Below are 21,034 nucleotides of genomic sequence, written 5' to 3' on the forward strand. Positions count from 1 at the left end.
ATTTTTTGATTGCCGCCATGATGGTGCTCGGTGTGTCATCCGTCCGGGCACAGGAGCCACCGACCCCGGCAAAGGAGACCGAACAGATGAAGGCCGTGCCGGACATGGACCATAGCCAGATGGACCACAGCAAGATGGATCATGGCGCTGCACCCCCGCCGGATCCAGCGACCCTGAGTGATCCGGGTGCGGACAGCGGTATGAACCATGGCTCCATGCAAGGCGGATCGGCCCCGCCCGATGCCCGTGACCCACATGCCTATTCGGGGGGTTACACCCTCGATCCTGCCCGACCGCTGCGAATGGCGGACGAGCACAACTTTCATTCATTGCTGGTCGATCGGTTCGAAAGGGTGCGCACGCGCGACAACTCATCCACGGAATATGATCTGCAAGCCTGGTTCGGCCGGAATTACGACCGCGTCGTGCTGAAAGCCGAGGGCGAGGCGGATGACGGCAGGATCGAGGATGCGCACACCGAACTGCTTTGGGGGCATGCCGTGGCGGCCTACTGGGATACGCAAGTCGGCGTGCGTTACGACAGCGGCAAGAATCCTGACCGGAAATGGCTGGCGTTCGGTATCCAGGGGCTGGCGCCGTACTGGTTCGAGGTGGATGCCACCGCCTACGTGGGTGAGTCGGGACGTACCGCGTTACGGCTGGAAGCTGAATATGAATTGTTGCTGACGCAAAAACTCGTCCTGCAGCCGCGCATCGAGGCCAATTTCTACGGCAAGCGCGACGCCCAGCGCGAACTCGGTTCCGGTTTGTCCGACCTCGTGCTGGGGCTGCGCCTGCGTTACGAGATCCGGCGCGAGTTCGCGCCTTATATCGGCATCGAGCGGTCCGGGGAGTTCGGTGGCACCGCGGACTTCGCGCGGGCGGACGGCGAACGAACCAAAGAAACGCGATTCGTCGCGGGACTGCGTTTCTGGTTCTGAGCGACGCAAGCCGACATAGCGAGTTGTAATTATTTTACATCTCATAAGGAGCAAAGTAATGACACAAGTGAATGCAAACGTTTTTCGCCAGGCAGTGTTGCTGTTGTCATTGATTGGCCTGCCGTCGGCCGTGTTCGGCGACGCGGCCACGAGCGCCCACTGGATGGCGCCGGAAGAGGCGGCCCGGCGCGTGAACCCTGTCCCCGTCGACAGCGCTTCGCGCGAGCGCGGGCGTAAGTTGTTTGAGGCGAACTGCGTCAGTTGTCACGGGCCGACCGGCCGCGGCAACGGGCCCATTGCCGCCCGGTTGGAGACGCTGCCGGCAGACCTCGCGGCGATGGCCGGGCAACACCCGGACGGCGATTTCGCCTGGAAGATCGCCGAGGGCCGTGGCGCCATGCCGGCCTGGAAGAAAGTGCTCAAGGATAAGGAGATTTGGGATCTGGTGAATTACATCCAGAATCTGGGCAAGTCTGACGATTCGCAAAGAGGACACTCGCATGCACACTGAACATTTATAGACGCCCACGCTCACAAATTGGTCTGCGGGCACGCGTACGCAGCTTGAGCTGTCTGTTGGCTAAGAATTGAATTCGAATGAATCAACAATTCAAATATTCGTATGCAAAATACGATACAAAACCTGATTACCTGGATGACGTCGGCCGCTCTGCTGAATTCCCTCTGGGAGTTGGCGCAGCTTCCTTTGTACGGCCTGTGGAGCGATCCGGATGGGAGCCGAATCGTGGCCTATCTCATCCATTGCATTTTAGGCGATGTGTCGATCGCCACGGTGCTGTTTTTTCTGACCTCGATGATCCTGAAAAGCCTGGATTGGCCGGCCGTCCATCCGTGGCGGGGCGGTGCTCTGGTCATTGGCCTGGGAATTGCCTATACCGCGTTCAGCGAATGGTATAACGTGTATGTGGTCACCGCTTGGTCCTATGCGCCGTCCATGCCGCTCATCGGCGGGATCGGCATCGCGCCCTTGCTTCAATGGTTCGTGGTGCCGGCATTAATGATTATTGCGATGCGACGTTTGCACTAAAGCGCATCGGTGAAGATCACTGCCATTAGGAATGGTTATTGCAAAAACCTTATACAGGGCAACGATTCTTCTCGCGGAAGGTAAACAGTGATTTTGATCCGCATCAAGCTTTATGGCACGATTTCCATTAAGGTTGGAGCCGATTGTTTCATGGAGGAGTACGGATGTCGCCAAGCCTGATAAGAATAGGCGCTGCGAAATCGAGGACATCCATCTCCTCGCGATTGCTTGTGGTCTGGCTGTCGCTGTCGCTGTTTCTGACCCTGACCCCTTGTTGCGAAATCTTCGCTGACGCCCTTGCGTCGCCCGCTGATGCGGCACTTGATCATGCGCATCAGGAACCGGACGGCGCGTCGCACTCACCGGCGTCGAACGGCTTCCATGATCCGTGCGCGCAATGGCTGGATCGTGCCGACTACACGCTGAACTCGCTTCACCTCGCCGTATCGTCGGGATCGGGTTCACAGCAAGACATTCCCGTCGCACCGCTGTTGCTGCTGGTGCCCCACGCAGACGCTCCGGTGATGGCACGACTTTCGTATCATCCTCCGCCGGATCCAACGCTACCCCTGTACCTCCGCATCAAGCACCTGCTGCTTTAGATACCTGCCTTAACCGGCGCCATCGTGGCGCGACGTGGGGTGGTTTGATATTCCCCGCGTGATCGCCATCCGGCTCCGCGTTTACTTTCCATGCGATTCGTCGTTTGGCGATCAATGTGCCCATGGCACAGCGCTCTATATTCCGAGAGAAAACCACGAAGCAAAGGAGTCTGCACTGCTGTGTTGTCTTAGTCGCTGGAACGGATGCCGATCGGCGGTGTCTCTAACTTAGAGAAAGTTTTATGGAGGGCAAAGCATGGCAACCACGGGATATGACTGTAGATTTATTTTTTCAGGATGAGTCTGCGACAGTGGCATGTTTTCGATACAAGAACAGCAATGAAAGCAGTTATACATTTTTGACTAACGAAGGAGAAATGCATGAACAAGCTAGCATGGTTTACGACACTGGTGGCATTGACGTTTTCGATTCCCCAGGCGTTCGCGGTGGAAGAACATCATCTGGATAAACCCGGGAGCCCGGCCCAGACGGCGCGAAACAAGGACGGTAAAGCACCTCCCACCAAGCAAGGCGGCATGTCGATGGGCATGATGCAAGACAGCATGCTCAAGATGCACGAGCAGATGCACAAGATCATGCAAACCAGCGATCCCCAGGAGCGCGAGAAACTCAAGCAGGAACACATGCAGCTGATGCAGGACCACATGAAAATGATGGGCGGCATGATGGGTCCGGGAATGATGATGGGCGACGGCATGGCCGGCGGCAAGGCCGGTCCCGCCGGCGGCCCGGTGGAAAAGCGTCTGCAAACGATGGAGCGCCGCATGAACATGATGCAGAAGACGATCGAGCAGATGCAGAAGCACTAGGCCCGGCCACGTGGAAGAAGACGCTTTCGTGAGATCACGGCCACCTGCAACGCAGACGGCCCAAGGAGGCTAAGACATGAATATGGACGGCTGGGGCATGGGATTCGGCGGAATCGGGATGATCCTGTTTTGGGTGCTGATCATCGCAGGCATCGTGGTTCTGACGAAGTGGTTAGCCGACGGACCACGGAGAAGCGATACGCCACGTGAAAATTCCGCGCTTGATGTTCTCAAGCAGCGTTATGCCCGCGGTGAAATCAACCGCGAGGAATTCGAGCAGAAAAAGCGCGATCTAAACCAGTGACGATGACTGAAGGAGATAGGTATGACCAAACTTAATCCGCTGGTAGTGGGCGGGGCGCTGGCGATAACGCTCGCGGCGCTCTATAGCCTGTGCGCCGCGGCCTTCGCCATCGCGCCGGCAGCAACCATCGATTTCTTCAACGCCTGGTTTCACGGGCTGAACCTCGCCGGGATGCAGGCCGGCGCCAAGCCGTTCACGCCGGGCGTGTTTGTCTATGGTCTCGTTGGTCTGACGGCGTCCGCCTTCGTCGGCGGCGTGGTGTTCGCCGTCAATTACAACCTGATCCGTCTTTGTCCCGGTTGTCGCAGCCGGGAGCAGAACAAGGTTATGGAATCTTAACGCCATGGCCGGATGCGTCTTCATTAAACGACGTATAGCAAAACTCGGTACATCCGATTAACTCAAAAGGAGCAAACCATGAAACACACGATGTTACGCAAAGTTGGCACAGTATTGTTGATCGCTGGAATCGCCCTCGCGGTTCCGGTCTATGCCGCGAAACATGGCGGGCCGGGCATGATGGACGGTAAGAATGGCGGCATGGGTGGGCCCGGCATGCAACAGATGACCGGCATGATGCACGACATGTCGGGCGAGATGGTGGAAATGTCCAACATGATGGAACGCGGCCAGATGAAACCGGACGCGATGAAGAAGATGTCGGGCCAGATGAAGCAGATGGGCGAGATGATGGAGATGATGTCCGGCATGATGGGCAAGGGCATGATGATGGATGCCGATCAGCAGAAGCAAATGGGCCAGATGCGCATGCAGATGGATCAGATGCGGAAGGACATGCCGATGGCGCCGACAAAGAAGCAGTAAGCCGGAGCCGCCCCAGCGGCGTCATCGCCGCCGGGGATTACCCGGAGCGGGATCGGTTCGACTCCGCGCGCGTCAAGGAGCTCCAGGTGAAATGTTCATAGACACCCGACCAGTAGAGACCGAAAGCGATGGCCCAGGCAAGTTCTTCAATGGGTATGCCGAGGACGAGCAGACCGGAGAGCGCGGAAAGGTTCCATACCCGCTCGATATACCCGGGTGCGGACCATTCGAGTCCGAGCAGGAACACGATGTAGTAGCTGAGGAACAGCAGGCCGCCGACCCAGGTCTTGGTCTTAAGATCGGGGCGACAGACGACGGTGGCAACGGCGCCGATCGCCATGGCGATGATGCCCGGATAGATGGGGTTCCACGGAAGGAAATAAAGAATTGGAAAGGCAATGAACGGCGAAGCCAATGCCTTGTAGTGATGCCGATGCAGCGGCTGATGCTTATCGCGTACCGCCATGGGCTGTGTGCCACGACCGGTCAAGATGGGATAGAGCACGGCGGCGGCACCGCCGATAGCGAAGGTGAAAATGAGGCTTTCGATATCGAAGCCCGTGTACTGCGCGAGGCTGAAGAGACTCGGCGGGTTCCAATATTTGGGCACGAACAGCGGTTCGCTGAGACCGAATGGCATGGTGAACAGACTGGCCCACAACATGGTTTGGCGGTTTTTGGGAAAGGCGAGATAGAGCACTGCCCAGGGCGCGAGAAAGGCAGATGCCCACGTGAGCCATACGTATCGGTCACCGATCATGCCATGAGGTTAATACCTGAATTCTCGAAGTACAACCGGGAAGGAGTGAATATGACGAAGCATTATCAGAGAGGAGACGCAGGGGTTGCCATGGTCATCGTGATGGTGGTGATGATGATCGGGTTTCTCTGGCACGGCGGAGGGGGGCACGGCGGTGATCGCGGCAGCCACATGTCCTCCGGCGCGCCCACGGGCACGACGACAAAATCGCCGCTGGATCTGCTGGACGAGACCTACGCGCGCGGCGAGATCAGTCGCGAAGAGTATCTGCGAAGACGCGAGGATTTGCTGAAGCGCTGACGAACAGATGAGTCAACGATTTCTCGAAAGAAAGGAGTGACGATGGCAACCGATCCGGTATGTGACATGAATGTCGAGAAGTCATCGGCGGCCGGCAAGCTGTTGCACGAGGGAACGGTCTATTATTTCTGTTACACCGACTGTCTCGGCAAGTTCAAGGCCAACCCCGCCACCTATGGCCGGCGCACGGAGGCAGCCATGAATTGCCTCTCGATTCGCCTTATGGTTTTCCCGGCTGCGTTCGCGGTCAGGCGCCACGATGAGCGCGCGCCCCGGCGCCGCCGTGAAAGCGGCGTCTGGGGTACGGTGTCTCCCCACGCCGCGGTAACCGCTGCGCGTGGGCGCCTGGGCGACTCAGCCGGACGTTTGTTGCGGGTCGGGCGAGACGTAGACCTTGATCGAGCGACCGTCGAGCATCCCGGCCGGCGCGATCTTGTCGAGATCGAACACCGGACTGGTGTTGAACGTATCAAAGCGCCAAGAAAAGCTCTTGCCGCCCACGACGAACCTGATGGTCTCGCCTCCGGTCACGTTGGCCCACTTCGCGCCGGCATCGAGCACGATGGTGCGGTCGGCGCTTTCATCGTGCACCGGCGTGCCCAGGTTCGGGCTGGCCGCGGGGTGGTTGGCGAACGCGGGTGCCGCGGCGGCGAAGGCACCGGCGATGGCGAGGGAAACGAGATGGGTGTGCAGCGTCTTCATGATGATCTCCTTTAAAAAAAAGTGTTGAAGATGAACCTACCGGATATCTCCGATAGCAAGCCCATCGTAGGCGATGCACGCGAACGCCAGCCTGACCCGGAGATTACATTTTCGCAAGCTTGCGAAGCGCCTCGCCGGGAGATGTCAGAATGGATGTACTTAACATGCGGGTGCTGATCGTGGAAGACCAAATCAAGACGGGCGATTACCTGCGCCAGGGACTCACGGAAAACGGTTTCGTGGTCGACGTCGCGCGCAATGGACTCGACGGCCAACACCTCGCGCTCACCAGCGAGTACGATATCGTCGTGCTCGACGTGATGCTGCCGGGCGTTGATGGTTGGCAGGTGCTGCGCGAGCTGCGCCTCCAGGGCAAGCAGACCCCGGTGCTGTTCCTCACCGCGCGCGACAAGGTCGAGGACCGGGTGAAGGGGCTTGATCTCGGCGCCGACGATTACCTCGTCAAGCCGTTTGCGTTCTCAGAGCTGCTCGCGCGCGTACGCGCGTTGACTCGTCGGGGAGGGATGCACGAGCCCGAAATCTTGCGCGTGGCGGATCTCGAGGTCGACCTGCTGCGGAGGCGGACCATGCGCGCGGGCAAGCGGATTACGCTGACGGCCAAGGAGTTCACGCTCCTGGCGCTCCTCATGCGGCGCTGCGGCGAGGTGCTCTCGCGCACCCTGATCGCCGAGCAGGTGTGGGACATGAACTTCGACAGCGACACCAACGTCGTGGAGGTCGCCGTGCGCCGGCTGCGCGCCAAGATCGACGATCCCTTTGAACATAAACTGATTCGCACGATTCGCGGTATGGGATACGTGTTGGAGGAGCAAGAGGATTGACGATGCTCGAACGCGCCTCCATCACGTTCCGCCTGAGCCTGCTGTTCGCAGTGGCGTCCGTGTTGATGCTGGCGGGCATCGGTGCCTACCTGTATCGCTCGCTCGAGTACCGGTTCGCGCAGCGTGACACCGACGAACTCGTGGGCAAGGTGGAACTGGTGCGCTACATACTCTCCGGAACGTCCTCGCGCCAGGATGTTCCATCGCGCCGCCAGGACTTCGCGCACGTGGTCGTCGGACACCCGTCGCTGTATCTGGCCGTGCTCGACGAAGACGGTGAGGCCCTGTTCGCCTCGTCGCGCCTGCGGCTGCCGGAGGCGCTGCTCCGCAAGGCCGTGGACGCATCCACGACACCGACATCCACCGAGTTGTGGCAGCCGTCGCCCGATCAGCGTTACCGCACGCTCGCGGCCTGGGTGGATCTCGCCAGTGAGTCCAATCAGCGGGTGCTCATCGCGCTCGCGCTTGATACCGCTGAGCAACGGGCACTGCTCGCGAGTTACCGGCATCACCTGGTCATTGCTCTTTTGAGTGGCGGGGTGCTTGCCGCGCTGATGAGTTTTCTCGTCGTCCGTCACGGATTACGTCCGCTGCGGCGCATGGCGGCGACCGCGTATCAAATCTCGGTGGACCGCCTGAGTGAGCGACTCAACATCGAGCACGTGCCGGCGGAGCTCAAGCAGCTTGCCACGGCGTTCAACGCGATGCTTGCGCGCATCGAGGACTCGTTCGGGCGACTCGCGGGTTTTTCGTCGGACCTCGCGCACGAGCTGCGTACGCCGATCAATAACCTCATGGGGCAAACCCAGGTCGCGCTGACGCGCACACGGTCAGCGGAGGAGTACCGCCGAGTCCTTGAATCCAACCTGGAGGAGTGCGAGCGTCTCGCGCGCATGATCGCCGACATGCTGTTCCTCGCCAGGGCGGACCACGCGCAGGTGACGCTGCGAACCGAATCGGTTGACCTGCGAGCCGAGCTCGACAAGGTGGCGGAGTTCTACGAGGCGCATGCACAGAATTGCGGCGTGCGCATCGTGTGTGCGGGCGAGGGCCGCGTCGCCGCGGATCGCCTGCTCGTGCAGCGCGCCGTGAGCAATCTGCTCTCCAACGCGATCCGCCACACTCCAAAAGGCGGCGAAGTCAGGCTGTGGACCGTTCACGATGACAACGCTACGGTCACCGTGAACGTCAGCAATCCGGGCCCGGGCATCCCGCGCGAACACCTCGATCGCGTTTTCGACCGCTTCTATCGCATCGACAGCTCGCGCGGCGTCTCGCACGAGGGGGTGGGCCTCGGGCTCGCGATCGTACGATCAATCATGGTGTTGCACGGCGGCCGCGTGAGCGTCGCGAGCATGCCGGACAGGGTGACGACATTCGCCCTGCATTTTCCCGCCGTCCCAGCGGGCGTCGGGCGCGGGCCAGACAGGGCCGTCCCGCCCACGCTGTCACGGGAGGCTTTCCGCCGGAAGGGGCTGACGGCGTGAACCCTGTCTGCCTCGACCGCCGGCCATGCAGGCAAGCCCGGTGAAACCTTGGAGGAAGGAAATCATGAATCACTCGCACAACGAACGACAGGGTAATGAGTCACGGTCACTGTGGCGCTCGCGCACGGGGCTCGCGCTGCTCGGTTTTCTCGCCATAGCGGGGTTCTTTCTTTTCACGGAACACCGGGCGCATCTGCTGGGCGCGTTGCCGTTCGTGCTGCTGGCGCTCTGCCCGCTGCTGCATCTGTTCGGCCACGGCGGGCATGATCACGGCGCGGAAAAAGGAGACAAGCCATGAACCCGGCCACCTCCGCCCCTGCCTACGGCCTCTGGACACTGGTCGTGATCAATTCGGCTGTGTTCATCATCTTTCTCTACAGCTTCGCCAAGCCGCAAACCACGCGCGACTGGCGCTCCTTCGGCGCCATCTCGGCGTTCCTGGTGGCGCTGTTCACCGAGATGTACGGCTTTCCGCTCACGATCTATCTCCTTTCCGGCTGGCTGCAAAGCCGCTATCCCGGCGTGGACTGGCTCGCGCACGACGCCGGCCACCTGCTCGAGACGCTGTTCGGCTGGAAGGCCTACCCGCATTTCGGTCCATTTCATCTGCTTTCCTTCGCGTTCATCGGCGGCGGGTTCATCCTGCTGTCGAACGCCTGGCGGGTGCTGTACGCGGCGCAGAAGAACCGCACGCTGGCGACGACCGGCCCGTACGCGCGCATCCGCCATCCGCAGTACGTCGGCTTCGTGCTGATCATGCTGGGCTTCCTGGTGCAGTGGCCGACGATCCTGACGCTCGCCATGTTTCCGGTGCTGGTGTTCATGTACGTGCATCTTGCCCGGCGCGAGGAACGCGAGGTCGAGCGCGAGTTCGGCGAAGTGTACGCGCGCTATGCCGCACGCACGCCGGCATTTATCCCGCGTTTGGCGGCAGCACCACGCACGTCGCCATGAGGTGGTGGGAAGCTTACCAGACGACATTCGTCCGGACCGGGCACGATGTTAATCAAGGGGGCGATCCCCGCACACAGAAAGGAGCAAAACCATGGAACAGTCGATAACACGAAACATGATCCGCGTGGCGGTTCTCGTGACGGCGAGCGCCGTGGCTCCGCTCTGCACCGCGGCCGAGAGCGACCTGAGCGTGAGCTTCGGCGCCGAATACACGACCGGGGACTACGGCACTGGGACCGATACCTCGATCTGGTATTTCCCACTCTCGTTCAGCTACGGGAGCGAGGTGACGACCTTCTCGGTCACGGTTCCCTACCTGATCGTTGAAGGTCCGGGCAATGTCACGCCCGCCATCGGCGACACGCCGCGCGGCATGTCGCCGGGCATGGGTGCCATGCAGGTGGTACGTCCCGGGCCGGTCGGGGCTACCCGCCGGGAGTCAGGTCTGGGTGACGTCGTGCTCTCGGGCTCAGTGCGGCTCGTCGCGGAAGCGCCGGCGCAACCGCGCGTCGATCTCACCGGCAAGATCAAGCTCGCCACGGCGGACGAAGACGACAATCTGGGCACCGGCGAAAACGATTACGCCGTGCAGTTGGATTTGGAGAAGGGGATCTTCTTCGGCTATCTCGGTTACCGGGTGTACGGCGATCCGCCGGGGATCAACCTGGACAATGTCGCCTACGGCCTCGTCGGCCTGTCCCGCCCGCTGGATGCGGCCACGCGCGCGGGCGTATCGCTTTATGCACAGCAGGCGGCCACCGCCGGCACCGACGATCAGACCGAGTTGAGCCTGTTCCTCACCCGCAAGCTCGGCAAGGGCAATCAACTGCGCCCGTACGTGGTATTCGGGCTCTCCGACGGCAGCCCGGACTGGGGCGTGGGCGTGACGCTCGCGTTGTATCGCTGATCTATAGGGCGTGTTCGGCCGAGTCGCTAATTACGGCATGCGCATCGGCCATTATTCCGCGCTTCGACATAAAGCGCGCGCTGCCGTGAGAGCAGGGTGTCTGTACGGCGGCAATGATTTCGGAGTCGATTGATCCGGAAAAGGAGCGTCCCGTCACGGGACGTCATGACAACCGGGGAGCAATCCCCGCAACACAAGGAGTGAAACCATGAAACAGTCAACGTGTAACAGCTTGGGAGCAGGTCTGCTGGTGCTGGGACTTGCGCTGGCGCTGCCCACTTATGCCCAGATGGGCAGTGGCACGATGGGCGATCAGAAAGGCGGCGGCATGATGGACGGCGGCAAAGGGATGGGTTCCGGCGCACAGCAGAAGGGCGGCAAGATGGGCGGGCAGCAGGGCATGGACGGGCCGGGCGCGCAGCAGATGTCCGGCATGATGCACGACATGAGCGGCATGATGACGGACATGTGGGCCCAGATGGAGGGAGCCAAGTTGAGTGCCGAACAGCAAAAACAAATGTCCGCGCGCATGAAGCAGATGTCGCAAATGATGGAAATGATGTCGGGCATGGCGGGCAAGGGCATGATGATGGATGCCGACATGCAGAAGCAGATGGATCAGATGCGCAAGCGCCTGGACGAGATGATGAAGCCATCGGCCGGAGGTTCGAAGAAGTAGGTGGTGTTGCCAGCGGTCGGAAACCTCCGCCCGCTGCTGTTTCTTATGGAGGTGCATCATGACGACGGCATACGTAACAAGACTTGGGTGGCTGCTCGCTGGGCTGCTGGTGGTCGTGCCCGCCGCCGTGGCGGTGGGTGGCTATCGCCAGGTCGTGGACGGTGTGGCCATCTACTTCGGCATCTTGCCGGCCGAGCTGGTGCGCGGGCATCCGCCCAGTCACCCCGAGAGCGGGATGCACGGCGGTGTGCCGGTGGGCGAGAACCATCTCACCGTGGCGCTGTTCGAGGACAAGACTGGCGTGCGGATTACCCGCGCCAAAGTCAGCGCGACGATCACGGGCCCGGATAGCTTCAAGGTGACAAAGAAACTCGAGCCGATGATCATCGCCGGCAGCGCCACCTATGGCAATTACTTTTCCATGCCGGGTCCCGGCCCTTTCCGCATCGTGCTGCATATCCAGGCACCGGATGCCAGGGAAGGTATCGAGGCAGTGTTCGCCTGGGCGCGGTCGTAGGCGACGGACGTTGCCGGGAATCATCCATGTCTTTTACCTCACGGAGGTTTGACCATGACTGAACGCAACAGCATCACCACAGAAAAGCTTTCATCTTCGAGACAGGCCGCGTCGGGTTCCGCCGTCAAGGCCGGACGCCGCAGCGGCATCAATTCGGTCAGTACGGAAGAACGTGAGCGCATGATTGCCGTGAAAGCATATTACTGTGCCGAGCGCCGCGGCTTTGCTCCGGGCCACGAGCTGGAGGACTGGTGCGAGGCCGAGATGGAAATCAACCGGCAACTCGGGCGCGAGTGAGCACACCCATGGCCGAAGGACAACGTGCATGCCGCGTGCCCCGGCGGTGAAGACCGGTCATGGATAACGCCGTCGCGCTGGTGCAGGCCTACCTGCAGGTGAACGGTTACTTCACCGTCACCGAGTACCCGGTGCTCGAAGCGGCGCGGCACGGCATCGAGACTGCCACCGATCTCGATGTGCTGGCGTATCGTTTTCCCGGCGCCGGGCGCCTGCTGCCGGCCAAGACGGGAGGCCCCGAACGCTGGATGACGACAATTGATCCGGCGCTGGGCTGTCCGGCCGACCAGGTGGACATGATGATCGGCGAGGTCAAGGAGGGGCGCGCTGAGCTGAACCGCGCAGCGCGCGATCCGCAGGTGTTGCGCGCCGTGCTGGTAAGTTTCGGTTGCTGTGCCGAACAGCATGTCGCGCCGGTCGTCGAACGCTTATTGCGTAACGGCGTGGCCAGCTTGCCGTCCGGTCACCAGGTTCGTCTCGCCGCCTTCGGTTCCACGGTCGAAGCCGGCAGCCATGGTTATCACGCCATGGAACTCGGCCACGTGGTCAAGTTCCTGCAGCAATACCTGCGCGACTATTGGGACGTGCTGCGACACGCCCAGTTCAAGCACCCGGCGTTCGGGTTCTTGATGACCCTGGAGAAGGCCGCGCGCGGCGGTAACCGGTAGCGGGGCGACGTAATGAACAGAGATCAGGTGATTCTTACCGTCAACGCGGGCAGTTCCTCGCTGCGACTGGCGGCGTTCGTCGCGGCGGGCGACGCGTTATCGCTGTTGGCGCGCGGGCATTTTTCCGACGTCCGGAATGGCCTCGTGGATATCCTGCGCGGCTTTCTCAAGGATCACGGCATCGAGGAAGTGGCGGCGGTGGCGCACCGGATCGTTCACGGCGGAGCGCGCCTCGTTGCATCTTGCCTGTTGGACAGAGAGACAGAAGCCGAAATCGAGCGCCTTATCCCGTTGGCGCCGTTGCACAACCCACCGGCCCTCGCGGGGGTACGTGCCTGTCGCACGCTCTTCCGCGCGGACATGCCGCAAGTGGCGGTGTTCGACACGGCGTTCTACGCGGATCTTCCGGAAGCCGCGCGCACCTACGCGATCCCGCATGACCTCGCAAACAAGCACGGGCTGCGTCGCTACGGTTTCCACGGGATCGCGCATCAGGCGATGTGGCGGCGCTGGCGGGAATTGCGGCCCGACATCCGCGAAGGCGGGCGCGTGATCTCGGCTCAGCTCGGCGCGGGCTGTTCCATGACCGCGGTCGAACACGGCGCGCCGCGCGATACGTCGATGGGTTTCTCGCCGCTCGAGGGCCTGATGATGGCCACCCGCGGCGGCGACATGGACCCGGGCGTGATCACCTGGCTGCAGCGGCGCGAAGTATTCAGCCCGGAGGTGATCGAGCGGCTGCTCTATTACGACTGCGGCCTGCAAGGCGTGGCCGGAGAAAGCGACATGCGCCGATTGCTGGCGCGCGACGACGCGGAGGCGCGGTTGGCGGTGGAAATGTACTGCCACCGTGCGCGCAAATATCTCGGCGCCTATCTCGCGGTGCTCGGCGGCGCCGAGGCGATTCTCTTCGGCGGGGGCGTGGGTGAGAACGCCCCGTTCGTGCGCGCGAAGATTCTGGCTGATATGGAGTGGGCCGGCATCGAACTCGACGCCCAAGCGAATAGCGCGGCTATGGCCACCGAGGCGCGCATCAGCCGGCCGCAGAGCCGGGCGGAGATTTGGGTTATCCCGGTGGACGAGGCCGCCATCCTGGCACAAGAGGCCGTGGCCGTGACGCGACCGCATGAAGCGATCGGTCGCAAGGAGAACAAGTCATGAACGAGGCGGCAATTCAACCCAAGGTGGAGAAGGGTCCGCTGTCGGTGGACGAGCTGTGCCGCATCGACGCCTACTGGCGGGCGGCGAATTATCTTTCGGTCGGGCAGATTTATCTGCTCGACAACCCCTTGCTCATGGAATCTCTGAAGCTGGAGCATGTGAAACCGCGACTGCTCGGCCACTGGGGCACGACACCAGGGCTCAACTTTATATATGTTCATCTCAACCGCGTTATCAGGCAGCACGATCTGAATGCGATTTATATCGCCGGCCCCGGTCACGGTGGACCCGGACTCGTCGCCAACACCTGGCTCGAAGGCAGCTACAGCGAGTTCTACCCCAACGTGCCGCAAACCGTCGAGGGTATGAAGCGATTGTTCAGGCAGTTCTCCTTCCCCGGCGGTGTGGGCAGCCATGTCACCGCCGAGACCCCGGGTTCGATCCACGAGGGCGGCGAACTCGGTTATGCGCTCTCGCATACCTACGGTGCCGCTTTCGACAACCCCGACCTCCTTGTTGCCTGTGTCGTCGGCGATGGCGAGGCCGAGACTGGACCGCTCGCGGCCGCTTGGCATTCGAACAAGTTTCTCAATCCCGCCACCGATGGCGCCGTGCTGCCGGTCCTGCATCTCAACGGCTACAAGATCGCCAATCCCACGGTGCTCGCGCGCATCCCGCACGCGGAACTCGAAAGTCTGTTCCTCGGCTACGGTTACCAGCCCTATTTCGTCGAGGGGGATGAGCCCGAAACCATGCATCAGCAGATGGCGGCGACACTCGATGCCGTGATCAGTGATATTCGCACGATCCAGAAACGGGCGCGTGCAGGCGGAGTAATCGAGTATCCGCGCTGGCCGATGATTATCCTTAGGACTCCCAAGGGCTGGACCGGCCCGAAGGAAGTGGACGGCCTGAAGACCGAAGGCAGCTGGCGTTCGCACCAGGTGCCGTTCGGTGAACTGACGAAGCCGGAACATCTGAGACTTCTCGAGCAGTGGATGCAGAGTTATCGACCCGAAGAGCTGTTTGACAACAACGGTGTGCTGAAACCGGAGCTGGCGGCGCTCGCGCCTCAAGGCGCGCGGCGCATGGGCGCCAACCCGCACGCCAACGGCGGCCTGCTGCTCAAGGACCTGCGGTTGCCCGACTTCCGCGGCTACGTCGTGGACGTCCCGCAACCGGGACAGGCACAGGCGGAACCGACGCGGGTCATGGGCCGATACCTGCGCGACGTCATGAAGCTCAACCTCGATGCTCGCAACTTCCGCGTCGTAGGGCCGGACGAGACCGCCTCCAATCGGCTGGGCGCGTTGTTCGAGGTAACGGACCGCGCTTGGGTGGCCGAGCGCTTTCCCGAAGATGACCATCTCGCGCCCGATGGTCGCGTCATGGAAATCCTTTCCGAGCACACCTGCCAGGGCTGGCTCGAGGGCTATCTGCTCACTGGCCGCCACGGGCTGTTCTCTTGTTATGAGGCCTTCATCCACATCGTGGACTCGATGTTCAACCAGCACGCCAAGTGGCTCAAGGTGAGCCGCGAGATTCCCTGGCGGCGGCCGATCGCGTCGCTGAATTATTTGTTGACCTCGCATGTCTGGCGCCAGGACCACAACGGCTTCTCGCACCAGGATCCGGGTTTCATCGACCATGTGGTGAACAAAAAGTCCGACGTCATCCGCGTGTATCTCCCTCCCGACGCCAACACGCTGCTCTGTGTCACCGATTGTTGCCTGCGCTCGCGTCATCTGGTGAACGTCATCGTCGCTGGCAAAAACGACCAGCCGCAGTGGCTAGCCATGGACGCCGCCATCAAGCACTGCGCGGCCGGGATCGGCCTCTTTGAATGGGCGAGCAGCGACACCGACGGTGAACCGGACGTGGTCATGGCTTGTGCCGGCGATGTGCCGACGCTCGAAACTCTGGCGGCGGTCGATTTGCTGCGCCAGCATCTCCCCGATCTCAAGGTGCGCGTGGTGAACGTCGTGGACCTGATGACGCTCCAGCCCAGGGAGGAGCACCCGCATGGACTCACGGACCGGGAGTTCGACGGGCTGTTCACTACCGACAAGCCGATCATCTTCGCCTACCACGGCTACCCGTGGCTGATTCACCGGCTCACGTATCGCCGCACCAATCACAAGAATCTGCACGTGCGCGGCTACAAGGAAGAAGGCACGACTACGACGCCGTTCGACATGGCGGTGCGCAACGACCTCGACCGCTTCCATCTCGTGACCGACGTGATCGACCGCGTACCGAAGCTCGGCTACAAAGCCGCCTACTTGAAGCAGCAGATGCGCGACAAGCTCATCGAGCATCGTGAGTACATCGAGCGCCATGGCGAAGACATGCCCGAGATCCGTGACTGGAAATGGCCGGGAAACACCCATGCTTGACGAATTCATCCACGAGCCGCGCACCGCCTACTTCTCGATGGAAATTGCGCTCAGTTTGGCCATCCTGACCGGTTTTTGGAAAACACTGAGTTACGGCTTGAGACTGACACTGCACGCGGTCTCCACGCTCGTGACGTACCGCGAACTGCTCTCACCCTTCGGTAAGAATCATATGTACCTCCACGATTCTACCGATCCGCAGCAGCGGCTCGCCGAGATAATCAACCGCACCGTGAAGCGCGGCGGCGCGGTGATCGTGCCGGCGTTCGCCGTGGGTCGCGCCCAAGCGTTGATGTACCTCATCCATCTGCTTAAGGAATCGAACGCGATCCCCGACATTCCAGTGTTACTCAACAGCCCCATGGCGGTGAATGCCACGCGCGCGCGGCGGCCATGCTGAACGGTGCCGAGTCGATCAAGATCCACGGTGAGTATGTGCCGGTGCGCGCCGAGTCTTGGATGCATTTTGCATGTATTAACTGTGTGTTCGATAACGTACGGAACAACCTGTACTTTCAATGTAAACGTAGCTATGTAAATCCTGGATTTAAGATTTCTGATCAATTCATTTTTGGAGAATACGATGAAAAACCCGCAAGACATGGACAAAAGAATGGGCGTGATGCAGGAAAGCATGCTGAAGATGCATGAGCAAATGCACAAAAGCATGGATACAAAGAATCCACAGGAGCGCGAGCAGCTCATGCAAGAGCACCAACACATGATGCATCAGCACATGCAGGCCATGAAGGACGGGGGCCTGATGGGTCAGGGCATGATGGGCGGTGATGCGAAAAGTGGTTCGGGCGCAGGCAAGGAACAAAAACACGGCGAAAAGCATCAATAGCAGCGCGAAGAATTACGGCCTGTGCCGCCAGCAAAATGTGCCAGGTTGGCGTCGTTCCACCCACAGGCGTTAATCAAACCAGCTAACACAAGGAGGTTAATCTCATGAACGCAACAATCAAAGCAGCCCTCGTCATCGCGTTTGCCATTGTCGCAGTAATGCTTCTGCTGTTCGGCGGTGGGACGATGACAGGGGCCACGCTGAGCGGCGGGATGATGGGGAACGGAGCGATGGGCGGGATCAGTTGGATGTGGATTCCTACTTTACTAATGCTCGGTCTCGGTGTCCTGCTCGTTTGGATCATCTTTGGGCAAAAGAAGTGACCGACCTAAAAAGATGAATCGCCAAGCAGACTTGCAAGCCGTGCGCGGACATCTGCAACTGGTGTGCGAAACAACGCGACGCGCATGACATGGATCGCTGTAAGCGCTGCGCCGAGGCGCGTCGTCGTTGTGCCAAAGCTTGCCGCAAGATGGCTGGTTGATCGGAAAAACGCCACCGGAACAAGTGCAATGCGAAATCGCGCGACGGCCGTTTTTGAGTCCGGCAAAGTGCAGCAATAACTTCAGGGTATGTACCCGTTAACCAAGGAGTAAACCATGAAACACTCAGTCTTGAGAATAGTTGGATCGGCATTTCTGATTATCGGACTCGCCTTCGCGCTTCCTGCCTATGCGGAAAAGCATGGCGGGCCGGATATGATGGGTGGCAAGGGCGAGCTTGGCGCGCAGCAGATGTCGGGGCTTATGAACGACATGTCAAGTGAGATGAAGGATATGTCCGGCATGATAGAAAGCGGCAGCATGAACCCGGACACGATGAAGAAGATGTCGGCCCAGATGAAACAAATGGGCGGCATGATGAACAACATGTCGGGCGTGATGAACAAGAATATGGCGATGGATGCCGGCATGCAGAAGCAGATGGGCCAGATGCGCAAACAGATGGACCAGATGCGCAAGGACATGCCTGCTTCACCCGCGAAGAACTGAGCGCGCTAGACCAGGCGGTCTACCCGCCTGGTTTTCCTCCGGTCATGGCTTCGGTTTTACGGCATTAAGCAGGCTTTGAAAATTTCGTTAACCCCATGACGCTAGGGAAAAGGATTCTGAATTGAAAGAGAAATACCTTGGCGTCCTGGCGGTTCATTGAGTTATTCAGGATTTCCTTAAATTTTTTTTGGAGGCCACTATGGATGTAATGATCATAGCGACGAAAGTCTGTACGCATCGTAAAAACCTGGAAAAGGAACTCGGCTCCTTGCGGATACCCTATAGCGTGTGTTTCGTGGAAGACTGCGCTGACCTTGTCCAAAGGTTCGGCATCCGGCATTCGCCGAATCTGGTGGTGGACGATGAAGTCGTGTTCCGGAAACAACCGACAGAAGCGGAACTACACGCTTTTTTTCAGAACAAAAACAGCAAACCGACATAGAAAACGTGTCGCGGTCGCGCTGTCTGTAGCTACGCTGCATACAGAGGGCATATTGAAAAAGCGACAAGATGCAGACGCACCGCGCCACAGCAAATTAAAAAAGTCCAAGAAGCACCTCTTTCAAAAACCTGGTTGGAGCCGCGATGAAAACGACCGTCATTGATGTGCGCGACCTGCTCTCCCCGTTGAGCGCCCGGGGTGTAGAGAAACAATTGGCCAAGGTGCCGGGGATAAAGCAGGTCGAGGTCAACTACGTCGCCGGTAGCGCGACGGTCATTTATGACGAGGCTGTCACCGACCTTAAGGCCATCAAGGCCCATGTGCATGAGTGCGGCTATCACTGTGCGGGCGAGCGCCTGCCAAAACACGTTTGTGTGCCGGAGGACCCGCCGGTCGCGGCCGCCGGAATCGCCATTGCGCCCGTGGCCCACGCCGGTCACGTGCACGAAGGTCACGCCGCCCATACAGGGCACGAGATGCCCGCCGAGCACGTCGCGCCGGTGAGCAAGGAAGACGCGATGATGCACGAGATGGGCCACGGCGCGGGCATGGACATGCACGCCATGGCGCTCGATATGCGTAACCGCTTTTGGATTGCCCTGGCCTTCACCATTCCGGTTTTCGTGTACTCACCGATGGGCGGAATGTTTACGCCGCCGGCGCCGCCGTTCGGGCTTCCGCTCAACATCTGGCTGTTCCTGCTGGCGAGCGCCGCGGTGATCTACCCGGTCTGGCCGTTCGCGATCGCGGCGTGGCGCGCGCTCAGGAACGGCGTGCTCAACATGGCGGTGCTGGTGATGCTCTCGGTCGGTACCGGCTACGTCTTCAGCGTCGGTGCGACCTTTTTCTTCGAGGGCGTGCAGTTCTACGAGGCGGTGGCGGTGCTGCTGGTGTTCATCCTGCTCGGTCACTGGCTCGAGATGCGCGCCCGCGCCGGCGCCTCCGAGGCGATCCGCGCGCTGCTCGACCTCGCCCCGCCCATGGCCGCGGTCATCCGCGACGGTAAGGAGGTCGAGTTGCCCACCGCCGAGGTCGTGGCGGGCGACACGGTGCTGATCCGCCCGGGCAACAAGATCCCGGTGGACGGCGAGGTGATCGAGGGCGAGTCGCAGGTGGACGAATCCATGCTCACCGGCGAGTCCATGCCGGTCGGGAAGAAACCCGGCGACACGGTCATCGGCGCGACTATTAATAAGAGTGGCAGTTTCCGCTACCGCGCCACCAAGGTCGGCGCTGACACCGCGCTGGCGCAGATCGTGAAGCTGGTGCAGGAGGCGCAGAATTCCAAGGCCCCGGCGCAACTGCTCGCCGACCGCGCCTCGCAGTGGTTGGTGCTGATCGCCGTGGTGATCGGGCTGGCAACCTTCGCGGTATGGTTCTGGTGGATCGGCCAGCCGCTGTTGTTCGCCCTCACGCTTACTATTACGGTATTCGTTATCGCCTGCCCCGATGCCCTCGGGCTGGCCACGCCCATGGCGGTCATGGTCGGCACCGGCCTCGGTGCCATGAATGGCATTCTGTTCAAGAACGCCGCGGCGCTTGAGGACGCGACCAAGCTGGACGTCATCATCTTCGACAAGACCGGCACGCTCACCCTGGGTCAGCCCGAAGTCGTTGAAGTCGTGGCGGCGCCGGGCACGGGCGCCGACGCCGCGCTCGCGCTCGCCGCCGCGGTCGAGCAGGGCTCTGACCACCCCTTGGCACAGGCGATTCTGCGGCGCGCCGCCGGCCTCAACGCCGAAAAAGCGAGTGGCTTCGCCAATATCGAGGGCAAGGGGGCACAGGCCGAAGTGGCCGGGCGCACGGTGTTCCTCGGCAACCGCCGGTTGATGGACGAGCAGCGGATCGACATGGCCGGACTGGCAGAGAAGGCGCAGGAACTCCAAGGCGGGGGGCGGACAGTGGTGCACGTAGCGCACGGCGGCAAACTCGTCGGGCTGATCGCCATCGCCGACGCGGTACGTCCGAGCTCGGCAGACACGGTCGCGGCGCTCAAGCGGCGCGGCGTGCAGGTGGCGATGCTCACCGGCGACAATCGCGGCACCGCCGAGCGCATCGCCGGCATGCTCGGCATCGACATCGTGCTGGCCGACGTGCTGCCAGGGCAGAAGACCGACAAGGTCAAGGAACTGCAGGCCGGTGGCAAGAAGGTCGGCATGGTTGGCGACGGCGTCAACGACGCGCCGGCGCTCACCCAGGCCGACGTCGGTTTCGCCATCGGCGCTGGCACCGACGTGGCCATGGAATCCGCCGATGTGGTGTTGATGAAAAGCGATCCGTTCGACGTGGTCGGCGCGATCGTGCTGTCGCGCGCCACATTACGCAAGATGCACCAGAACCTGTGGTGGGCGGTGGCCTACAACGTGATCGCCTTCCCGGTGGCGGCCGGCGTGTTTTACCCGTTCGTCATCAGCCCCGAGGTCGCGGCGCTCGCCATGTCCGGCAGCTCGGCGCTGGTGGCGGTGAACGCATTGTTGCTCAAGCGTACCCGGCTCGAAGGCATACACAGCCCGATGGTGGTGTCGTGATGAC

27 protein-coding genes and 2 pseudogenes are annotated in these 21,034 nt (G+C 61.0%); 27 read left to right on the top strand and 2 right to left on the bottom strand.

Translation table 11 applies throughout. The annotated features are described in order from the left end of the window. Positions 1–17 precede the first annotated feature (17 nt). The 8 genes from SCL_RS04730 (at position 18) to SCL_RS04765 (ending at position 4,551) form a co-directional block, all read left to right on the top strand. Entirely contained in the window at positions 18–941 is a 924-nt protein-coding gene (locus SCL_RS04730; RefSeq protein ID WP_197702714.1) for a copper resistance protein B, read from the top strand. A gap of 58 nt (positions 942–999) precedes the next feature. Further along, positions 1,000–1,452 (top strand): c-type cytochrome, encoded by a 453-nt coding sequence (locus tag SCL_RS04735; RefSeq protein ID WP_096360157.1) that lies wholly within the window; start codon positions 1,000–1,002, stop codon positions 1,450–1,452. A 111-nt stretch (positions 1,453–1,563) separates the two neighbouring features. Continuing rightward, positions 1,564–1,989, top strand: coding sequence for a hypothetical protein (locus tag SCL_RS04740; protein WP_096360158.1), 426 nt, complete (start codon positions 1,564–1,566; stop codon positions 1,987–1,989). 164 nt (positions 1,990–2,153) lie between these two features. Continuing rightward, on the top strand, positions 2,154–2,591 hold the full coding sequence (locus SCL_RS04745) for a hypothetical protein (protein ID WP_096360159.1): 438 nt from the start codon (positions 2,154–2,156) through the stop codon (positions 2,589–2,591). 381 nt (positions 2,592–2,972) lie between these two features. Continuing rightward, positions 2,973–3,422 carry a hypothetical protein gene (locus SCL_RS04750; RefSeq protein ID WP_148664986.1) on the top strand — a complete coding sequence of 150 codons (450 nt, stop codon included), beginning with the start codon at positions 2,973–2,975 and terminating at the stop codon, positions 3,420–3,422. A gap of 76 nt (positions 3,423–3,498) precedes the next feature. Continuing rightward, complete coding sequence (locus tag SCL_RS04755; protein ID WP_096360161.1) at positions 3,499–3,726, top strand: SHOCT domain-containing protein; 228 nt, start codon at positions 3,499–3,501, stop codon at positions 3,724–3,726. A 21-nt stretch (positions 3,727–3,747) separates the two neighbouring features. Next, entirely contained in the window at positions 3,748–4,065 is a 318-nt protein-coding gene (locus SCL_RS04760) for a DUF5676 family membrane protein (RefSeq protein WP_197702715.1), read from the top strand. A gap of 78 nt (positions 4,066–4,143) precedes the next feature. Next, positions 4,144–4,551 carry a hypothetical protein gene (locus SCL_RS04765; RefSeq protein WP_096360162.1) on the top strand — a complete coding sequence of 136 codons (408 nt, stop codon included), beginning with the start codon at positions 4,144–4,146 and terminating at the stop codon, positions 4,549–4,551. A gap of 37 nt (positions 4,552–4,588) precedes the next feature. Here the strand turns inward: SCL_RS04765 and SCL_RS04770 are convergent, their stop codons facing one another. After that, positions 4,589–5,311, bottom strand: coding sequence for a lycopene cyclase domain-containing protein (locus SCL_RS04770; RefSeq protein WP_096360163.1), 723 nt, complete (start codon positions 5,309–5,311; stop codon positions 4,589–4,591). Between the two features lie 51 nt (positions 5,312–5,362). Here SCL_RS04770 and SCL_RS04775 point away from each other — a divergent pair, with 51 nt between their 5' ends. Together SCL_RS04775 and SCL_RS14555 are read left to right on the top strand one after the other, a co-directional pair. Next, a complete protein-coding gene (locus SCL_RS04775) occupies positions 5,363–5,611 on the top strand; it encodes an SHOCT domain-containing protein (protein ID WP_148664987.1) in 249 nt (82 codons plus the stop codon). Positions 5,612–5,653: 42 nt separating this feature from the next. Continuing rightward, positions 5,654–5,776: pseudogene (locus SCL_RS14555) on the top strand (YHS domain-containing protein); the annotation flags it as partial. Positions 5,777–5,965: 189 nt separating this feature from the next. On the opposite strand, the gene SCL_RS04785 reads toward SCL_RS14555, so the two are convergent. After that, entirely contained in the window at positions 5,966–6,313 is a 348-nt protein-coding gene (locus SCL_RS04785) for a CzcE family metal-binding protein (protein WP_096360165.1), read from the bottom strand. A gap of 164 nt (positions 6,314–6,477) precedes the next feature. On the opposite strand from SCL_RS04785, the gene SCL_RS04790 reads away from it, so the two are divergent. The 17 genes and pseudogenes from SCL_RS04790 to SCL_RS04875 all read left to right on the top strand — a co-directional run bounded on the left by SCL_RS04790 (position 6,478) and on the right by SCL_RS04875 (position 21,030). Then, complete coding sequence (locus SCL_RS04790) at positions 6,478–7,155, top strand: heavy metal response regulator transcription factor (RefSeq protein ID WP_096360166.1); 678 nt, start codon at positions 6,478–6,480, stop codon at positions 7,153–7,155. 2 nt (positions 7,156–7,157) lie between these two features. After that, positions 7,158–8,642, top strand: coding sequence for a heavy metal sensor histidine kinase (locus tag SCL_RS04795; protein ID WP_096360167.1), 1,485 nt, complete (start codon positions 7,158–7,160; stop codon positions 8,640–8,642). A gap of 64 nt (positions 8,643–8,706) precedes the next feature. Beyond that, positions 8,707–8,940 (top strand): DUF2933 domain-containing protein, encoded by a 234-nt coding sequence (locus SCL_RS04800; RefSeq protein WP_096360168.1) that lies wholly within the window; start codon positions 8,707–8,709, stop codon positions 8,938–8,940. Beyond that, positions 8,937–9,596 carry a methyltransferase family protein gene (locus SCL_RS04805; RefSeq protein WP_096360169.1) on the top strand — a complete coding sequence of 220 codons (660 nt, stop codon included), beginning with the start codon at positions 8,937–8,939 and terminating at the stop codon, positions 9,594–9,596. The genes SCL_RS04800 and SCL_RS04805 overlap by 4 nt, the downstream gene beginning before the upstream one ends. A gap of 91 nt (positions 9,597–9,687) precedes the next feature. Continuing rightward, positions 9,688–10,503, top strand: a complete 816-nt coding sequence (locus tag SCL_RS04810) for a hypothetical protein (protein ID WP_148664988.1) — start codon at positions 9,688–9,690, stop codon at positions 10,501–10,503. 208 nt (positions 10,504–10,711) lie between these two features. Then, positions 10,712–11,182: a hypothetical protein gene (locus SCL_RS04815; protein ID WP_148664989.1), complete on the top strand. Its 471-nt coding sequence runs from the start codon at positions 10,712–10,714 to the stop codon at positions 11,180–11,182. Between the two features lie 58 nt (positions 11,183–11,240). Continuing rightward, positions 11,241–11,699 carry a hypothetical protein gene (locus tag SCL_RS04820; protein WP_148664990.1) on the top strand — a complete coding sequence of 153 codons (459 nt, stop codon included), beginning with the start codon at positions 11,241–11,243 and terminating at the stop codon, positions 11,697–11,699. Positions 11,700–11,753: 54 nt separating this feature from the next. Then, positions 11,754–11,996: a DUF2934 domain-containing protein gene (locus SCL_RS13980; RefSeq protein WP_148664991.1), complete on the top strand. Its 243-nt coding sequence runs from the start codon at positions 11,754–11,756 to the stop codon at positions 11,994–11,996. 59 nt (positions 11,997–12,055) lie between these two features. Beyond that, positions 12,056–12,664, top strand: coding sequence for a hypothetical protein (locus SCL_RS04830; RefSeq protein ID WP_096360173.1), 609 nt, complete (start codon positions 12,056–12,058; stop codon positions 12,662–12,664). Between the two features lie 12 nt (positions 12,665–12,676). Beyond that, the gene (locus SCL_RS04835) at positions 12,677–13,825 is read left to right on the top strand and encodes an acetate/propionate family kinase (protein ID WP_096360174.1); all 1,149 of its coding nucleotides are present in this window, start codon (positions 12,677–12,679) and stop codon (positions 13,823–13,825) included. Next, entirely contained in the window at positions 13,822–16,221 is a 2,400-nt protein-coding gene (locus tag SCL_RS04840; RefSeq protein WP_096360175.1) for a phosphoketolase family protein, read from the top strand. Before SCL_RS04835 ends, SCL_RS04840 begins: the two co-directional genes overlap by 4 nt. A gap of 178 nt (positions 16,222–16,399) precedes the next feature. Further along, a pseudogene (locus SCL_RS14560) lies at positions 16,400–16,600 on the top strand (MBL fold metallo-hydrolase); the annotation flags it as partial. A gap of 204 nt (positions 16,601–16,804) precedes the next feature. After that, positions 16,805–17,068: a hypothetical protein gene (locus SCL_RS04850; RefSeq protein WP_172425847.1), complete on the top strand. Its 264-nt coding sequence runs from the start codon at positions 16,805–16,807 to the stop codon at positions 17,066–17,068. A 104-nt stretch (positions 17,069–17,172) separates the two neighbouring features. Further along, the gene (locus SCL_RS04855) at positions 17,173–17,391 is read left to right on the top strand and encodes a hypothetical protein (protein WP_096360177.1); all 219 of its coding nucleotides are present in this window, start codon (positions 17,173–17,175) and stop codon (positions 17,389–17,391) included. Positions 17,392–17,408: 17 nt separating this feature from the next. Next, positions 17,409–17,552 (top strand): four-helix bundle copper-binding protein, encoded by a 144-nt coding sequence (locus tag SCL_RS14585; RefSeq protein WP_476718228.1) that lies wholly within the window; start codon positions 17,409–17,411, stop codon positions 17,550–17,552. A gap of 115 nt (positions 17,553–17,667) precedes the next feature. Continuing rightward, the gene (locus tag SCL_RS04865; RefSeq protein WP_096360178.1) at positions 17,668–18,060 is read left to right on the top strand and encodes a hypothetical protein; all 393 of its coding nucleotides are present in this window, start codon (positions 17,668–17,670) and stop codon (positions 18,058–18,060) included. A gap of 585 nt (positions 18,061–18,645) precedes the next feature. Then, positions 18,646–21,030 carry a heavy metal translocating P-type ATPase gene (locus tag SCL_RS04875; protein ID WP_096360180.1) on the top strand — a complete coding sequence of 795 codons (2,385 nt, stop codon included), beginning with the start codon at positions 18,646–18,648 and terminating at the stop codon, positions 21,028–21,030. The last annotated feature ends 4 nt before the right edge of the window (positions 21,031–21,034 follow it).

The sequence above is a fragment of the Sulfuricaulis limicola genome, from assembly GCF_002355735.1.
Lineage (GTDB): Bacteria > Pseudomonadota > Gammaproteobacteria > Acidiferrobacterales > Sulfurifustaceae > Sulfuricaulis > Sulfuricaulis limicola.

What these genes read in the sequence shown, in the direction of transcription:
- SCL_RS04730 (WP_197702714.1), top strand. Translation starts at nt 18, where the DNA reads ATGATGGTGCTCGGTGTGTCATCCGTCCGGGCACAGGAGCCACCGACC.
- SCL_RS04735 (WP_096360157.1), top strand. Translation starts at nt 1,000, where the DNA reads ATGACACAAGTGAATGCAAACGTTTTTCGCCAGGCAGTGTTGCTGTTG.
- SCL_RS04740 (WP_096360158.1), top strand. Translation starts at nt 1,564, where the DNA reads ATGCAAAATACGATACAAAACCTGATTACCTGGATGACGTCGGCCGCT.
- SCL_RS04745 (WP_096360159.1), top strand. Translation starts at nt 2,154, where the DNA reads ATGTCGCCAAGCCTGATAAGAATAGGCGCTGCGAAATCGAGGACATCC.
- SCL_RS04750 (WP_148664986.1), top strand. Translation starts at nt 2,973, where the DNA reads ATGAACAAGCTAGCATGGTTTACGACACTGGTGGCATTGACGTTTTCG.
- SCL_RS04755 (WP_096360161.1), top strand. Translation starts at nt 3,499, where the DNA reads ATGAATATGGACGGCTGGGGCATGGGATTCGGCGGAATCGGGATGATC.
- SCL_RS04760 (WP_197702715.1), top strand. Translation starts at nt 3,748, where the DNA reads ATGACCAAACTTAATCCGCTGGTAGTGGGCGGGGCGCTGGCGATAACG.
- SCL_RS04765 (WP_096360162.1), top strand. Translation starts at nt 4,144, where the DNA reads ATGAAACACACGATGTTACGCAAAGTTGGCACAGTATTGTTGATCGCT.
- SCL_RS04770 (WP_096360163.1), bottom strand. Translation starts at nt 5,311, where the DNA reads ATGATCGGTGACCGATACGTATGGCTCACGTGGGCATCTGCCTTTCTC.
- SCL_RS04775 (WP_148664987.1), top strand. Translation starts at nt 5,363, where the DNA reads ATGACGAAGCATTATCAGAGAGGAGACGCAGGGGTTGCCATGGTCATC.
- SCL_RS04785 (WP_096360165.1), bottom strand. Translation starts at nt 6,313, where the DNA reads ATGAAGACGCTGCACACCCATCTCGTTTCCCTCGCCATCGCCGGTGCC.
- SCL_RS04790 (WP_096360166.1), top strand. Translation starts at nt 6,478, where the DNA reads ATGCGGGTGCTGATCGTGGAAGACCAAATCAAGACGGGCGATTACCTG.
- SCL_RS04795 (WP_096360167.1), top strand. Translation starts at nt 7,158, where the DNA reads ATGCTCGAACGCGCCTCCATCACGTTCCGCCTGAGCCTGCTGTTCGCA.
- SCL_RS04800 (WP_096360168.1), top strand. Translation starts at nt 8,707, where the DNA reads ATGAATCACTCGCACAACGAACGACAGGGTAATGAGTCACGGTCACTG.
- SCL_RS04805 (WP_096360169.1), top strand. Translation starts at nt 8,937, where the DNA reads ATGAACCCGGCCACCTCCGCCCCTGCCTACGGCCTCTGGACACTGGTC.
- SCL_RS04810 (WP_148664988.1), top strand. Translation starts at nt 9,688, where the DNA reads ATGGAACAGTCGATAACACGAAACATGATCCGCGTGGCGGTTCTCGTG.
- SCL_RS04815 (WP_148664989.1), top strand. Translation starts at nt 10,712, where the DNA reads ATGAAACAGTCAACGTGTAACAGCTTGGGAGCAGGTCTGCTGGTGCTG.
- SCL_RS04820 (WP_148664990.1), top strand. Translation starts at nt 11,241, where the DNA reads ATGACGACGGCATACGTAACAAGACTTGGGTGGCTGCTCGCTGGGCTG.
- SCL_RS13980 (WP_148664991.1), top strand. Translation starts at nt 11,754, where the DNA reads ATGACTGAACGCAACAGCATCACCACAGAAAAGCTTTCATCTTCGAGA.
- SCL_RS04830 (WP_096360173.1), top strand. Translation starts at nt 12,056, where the DNA reads ATGGATAACGCCGTCGCGCTGGTGCAGGCCTACCTGCAGGTGAACGGT.
- SCL_RS04835 (WP_096360174.1), top strand. Translation starts at nt 12,677, where the DNA reads ATGAACAGAGATCAGGTGATTCTTACCGTCAACGCGGGCAGTTCCTCG.
- SCL_RS04840 (WP_096360175.1), top strand. Translation starts at nt 13,822, where the DNA reads ATGAACGAGGCGGCAATTCAACCCAAGGTGGAGAAGGGTCCGCTGTCG.
- SCL_RS04850 (WP_172425847.1), top strand. Translation starts at nt 16,805, where the DNA reads ATGAAAAACCCGCAAGACATGGACAAAAGAATGGGCGTGATGCAGGAA.
- SCL_RS04855 (WP_096360177.1), top strand. Translation starts at nt 17,173, where the DNA reads ATGAACGCAACAATCAAAGCAGCCCTCGTCATCGCGTTTGCCATTGTC.
- SCL_RS04865 (WP_096360178.1), top strand. Translation starts at nt 17,668, where the DNA reads ATGAAACACTCAGTCTTGAGAATAGTTGGATCGGCATTTCTGATTATC.
- SCL_RS04875 (WP_096360180.1), top strand. Translation starts at nt 18,646, where the DNA reads ATGAAAACGACCGTCATTGATGTGCGCGACCTGCTCTCCCCGTTGAGC.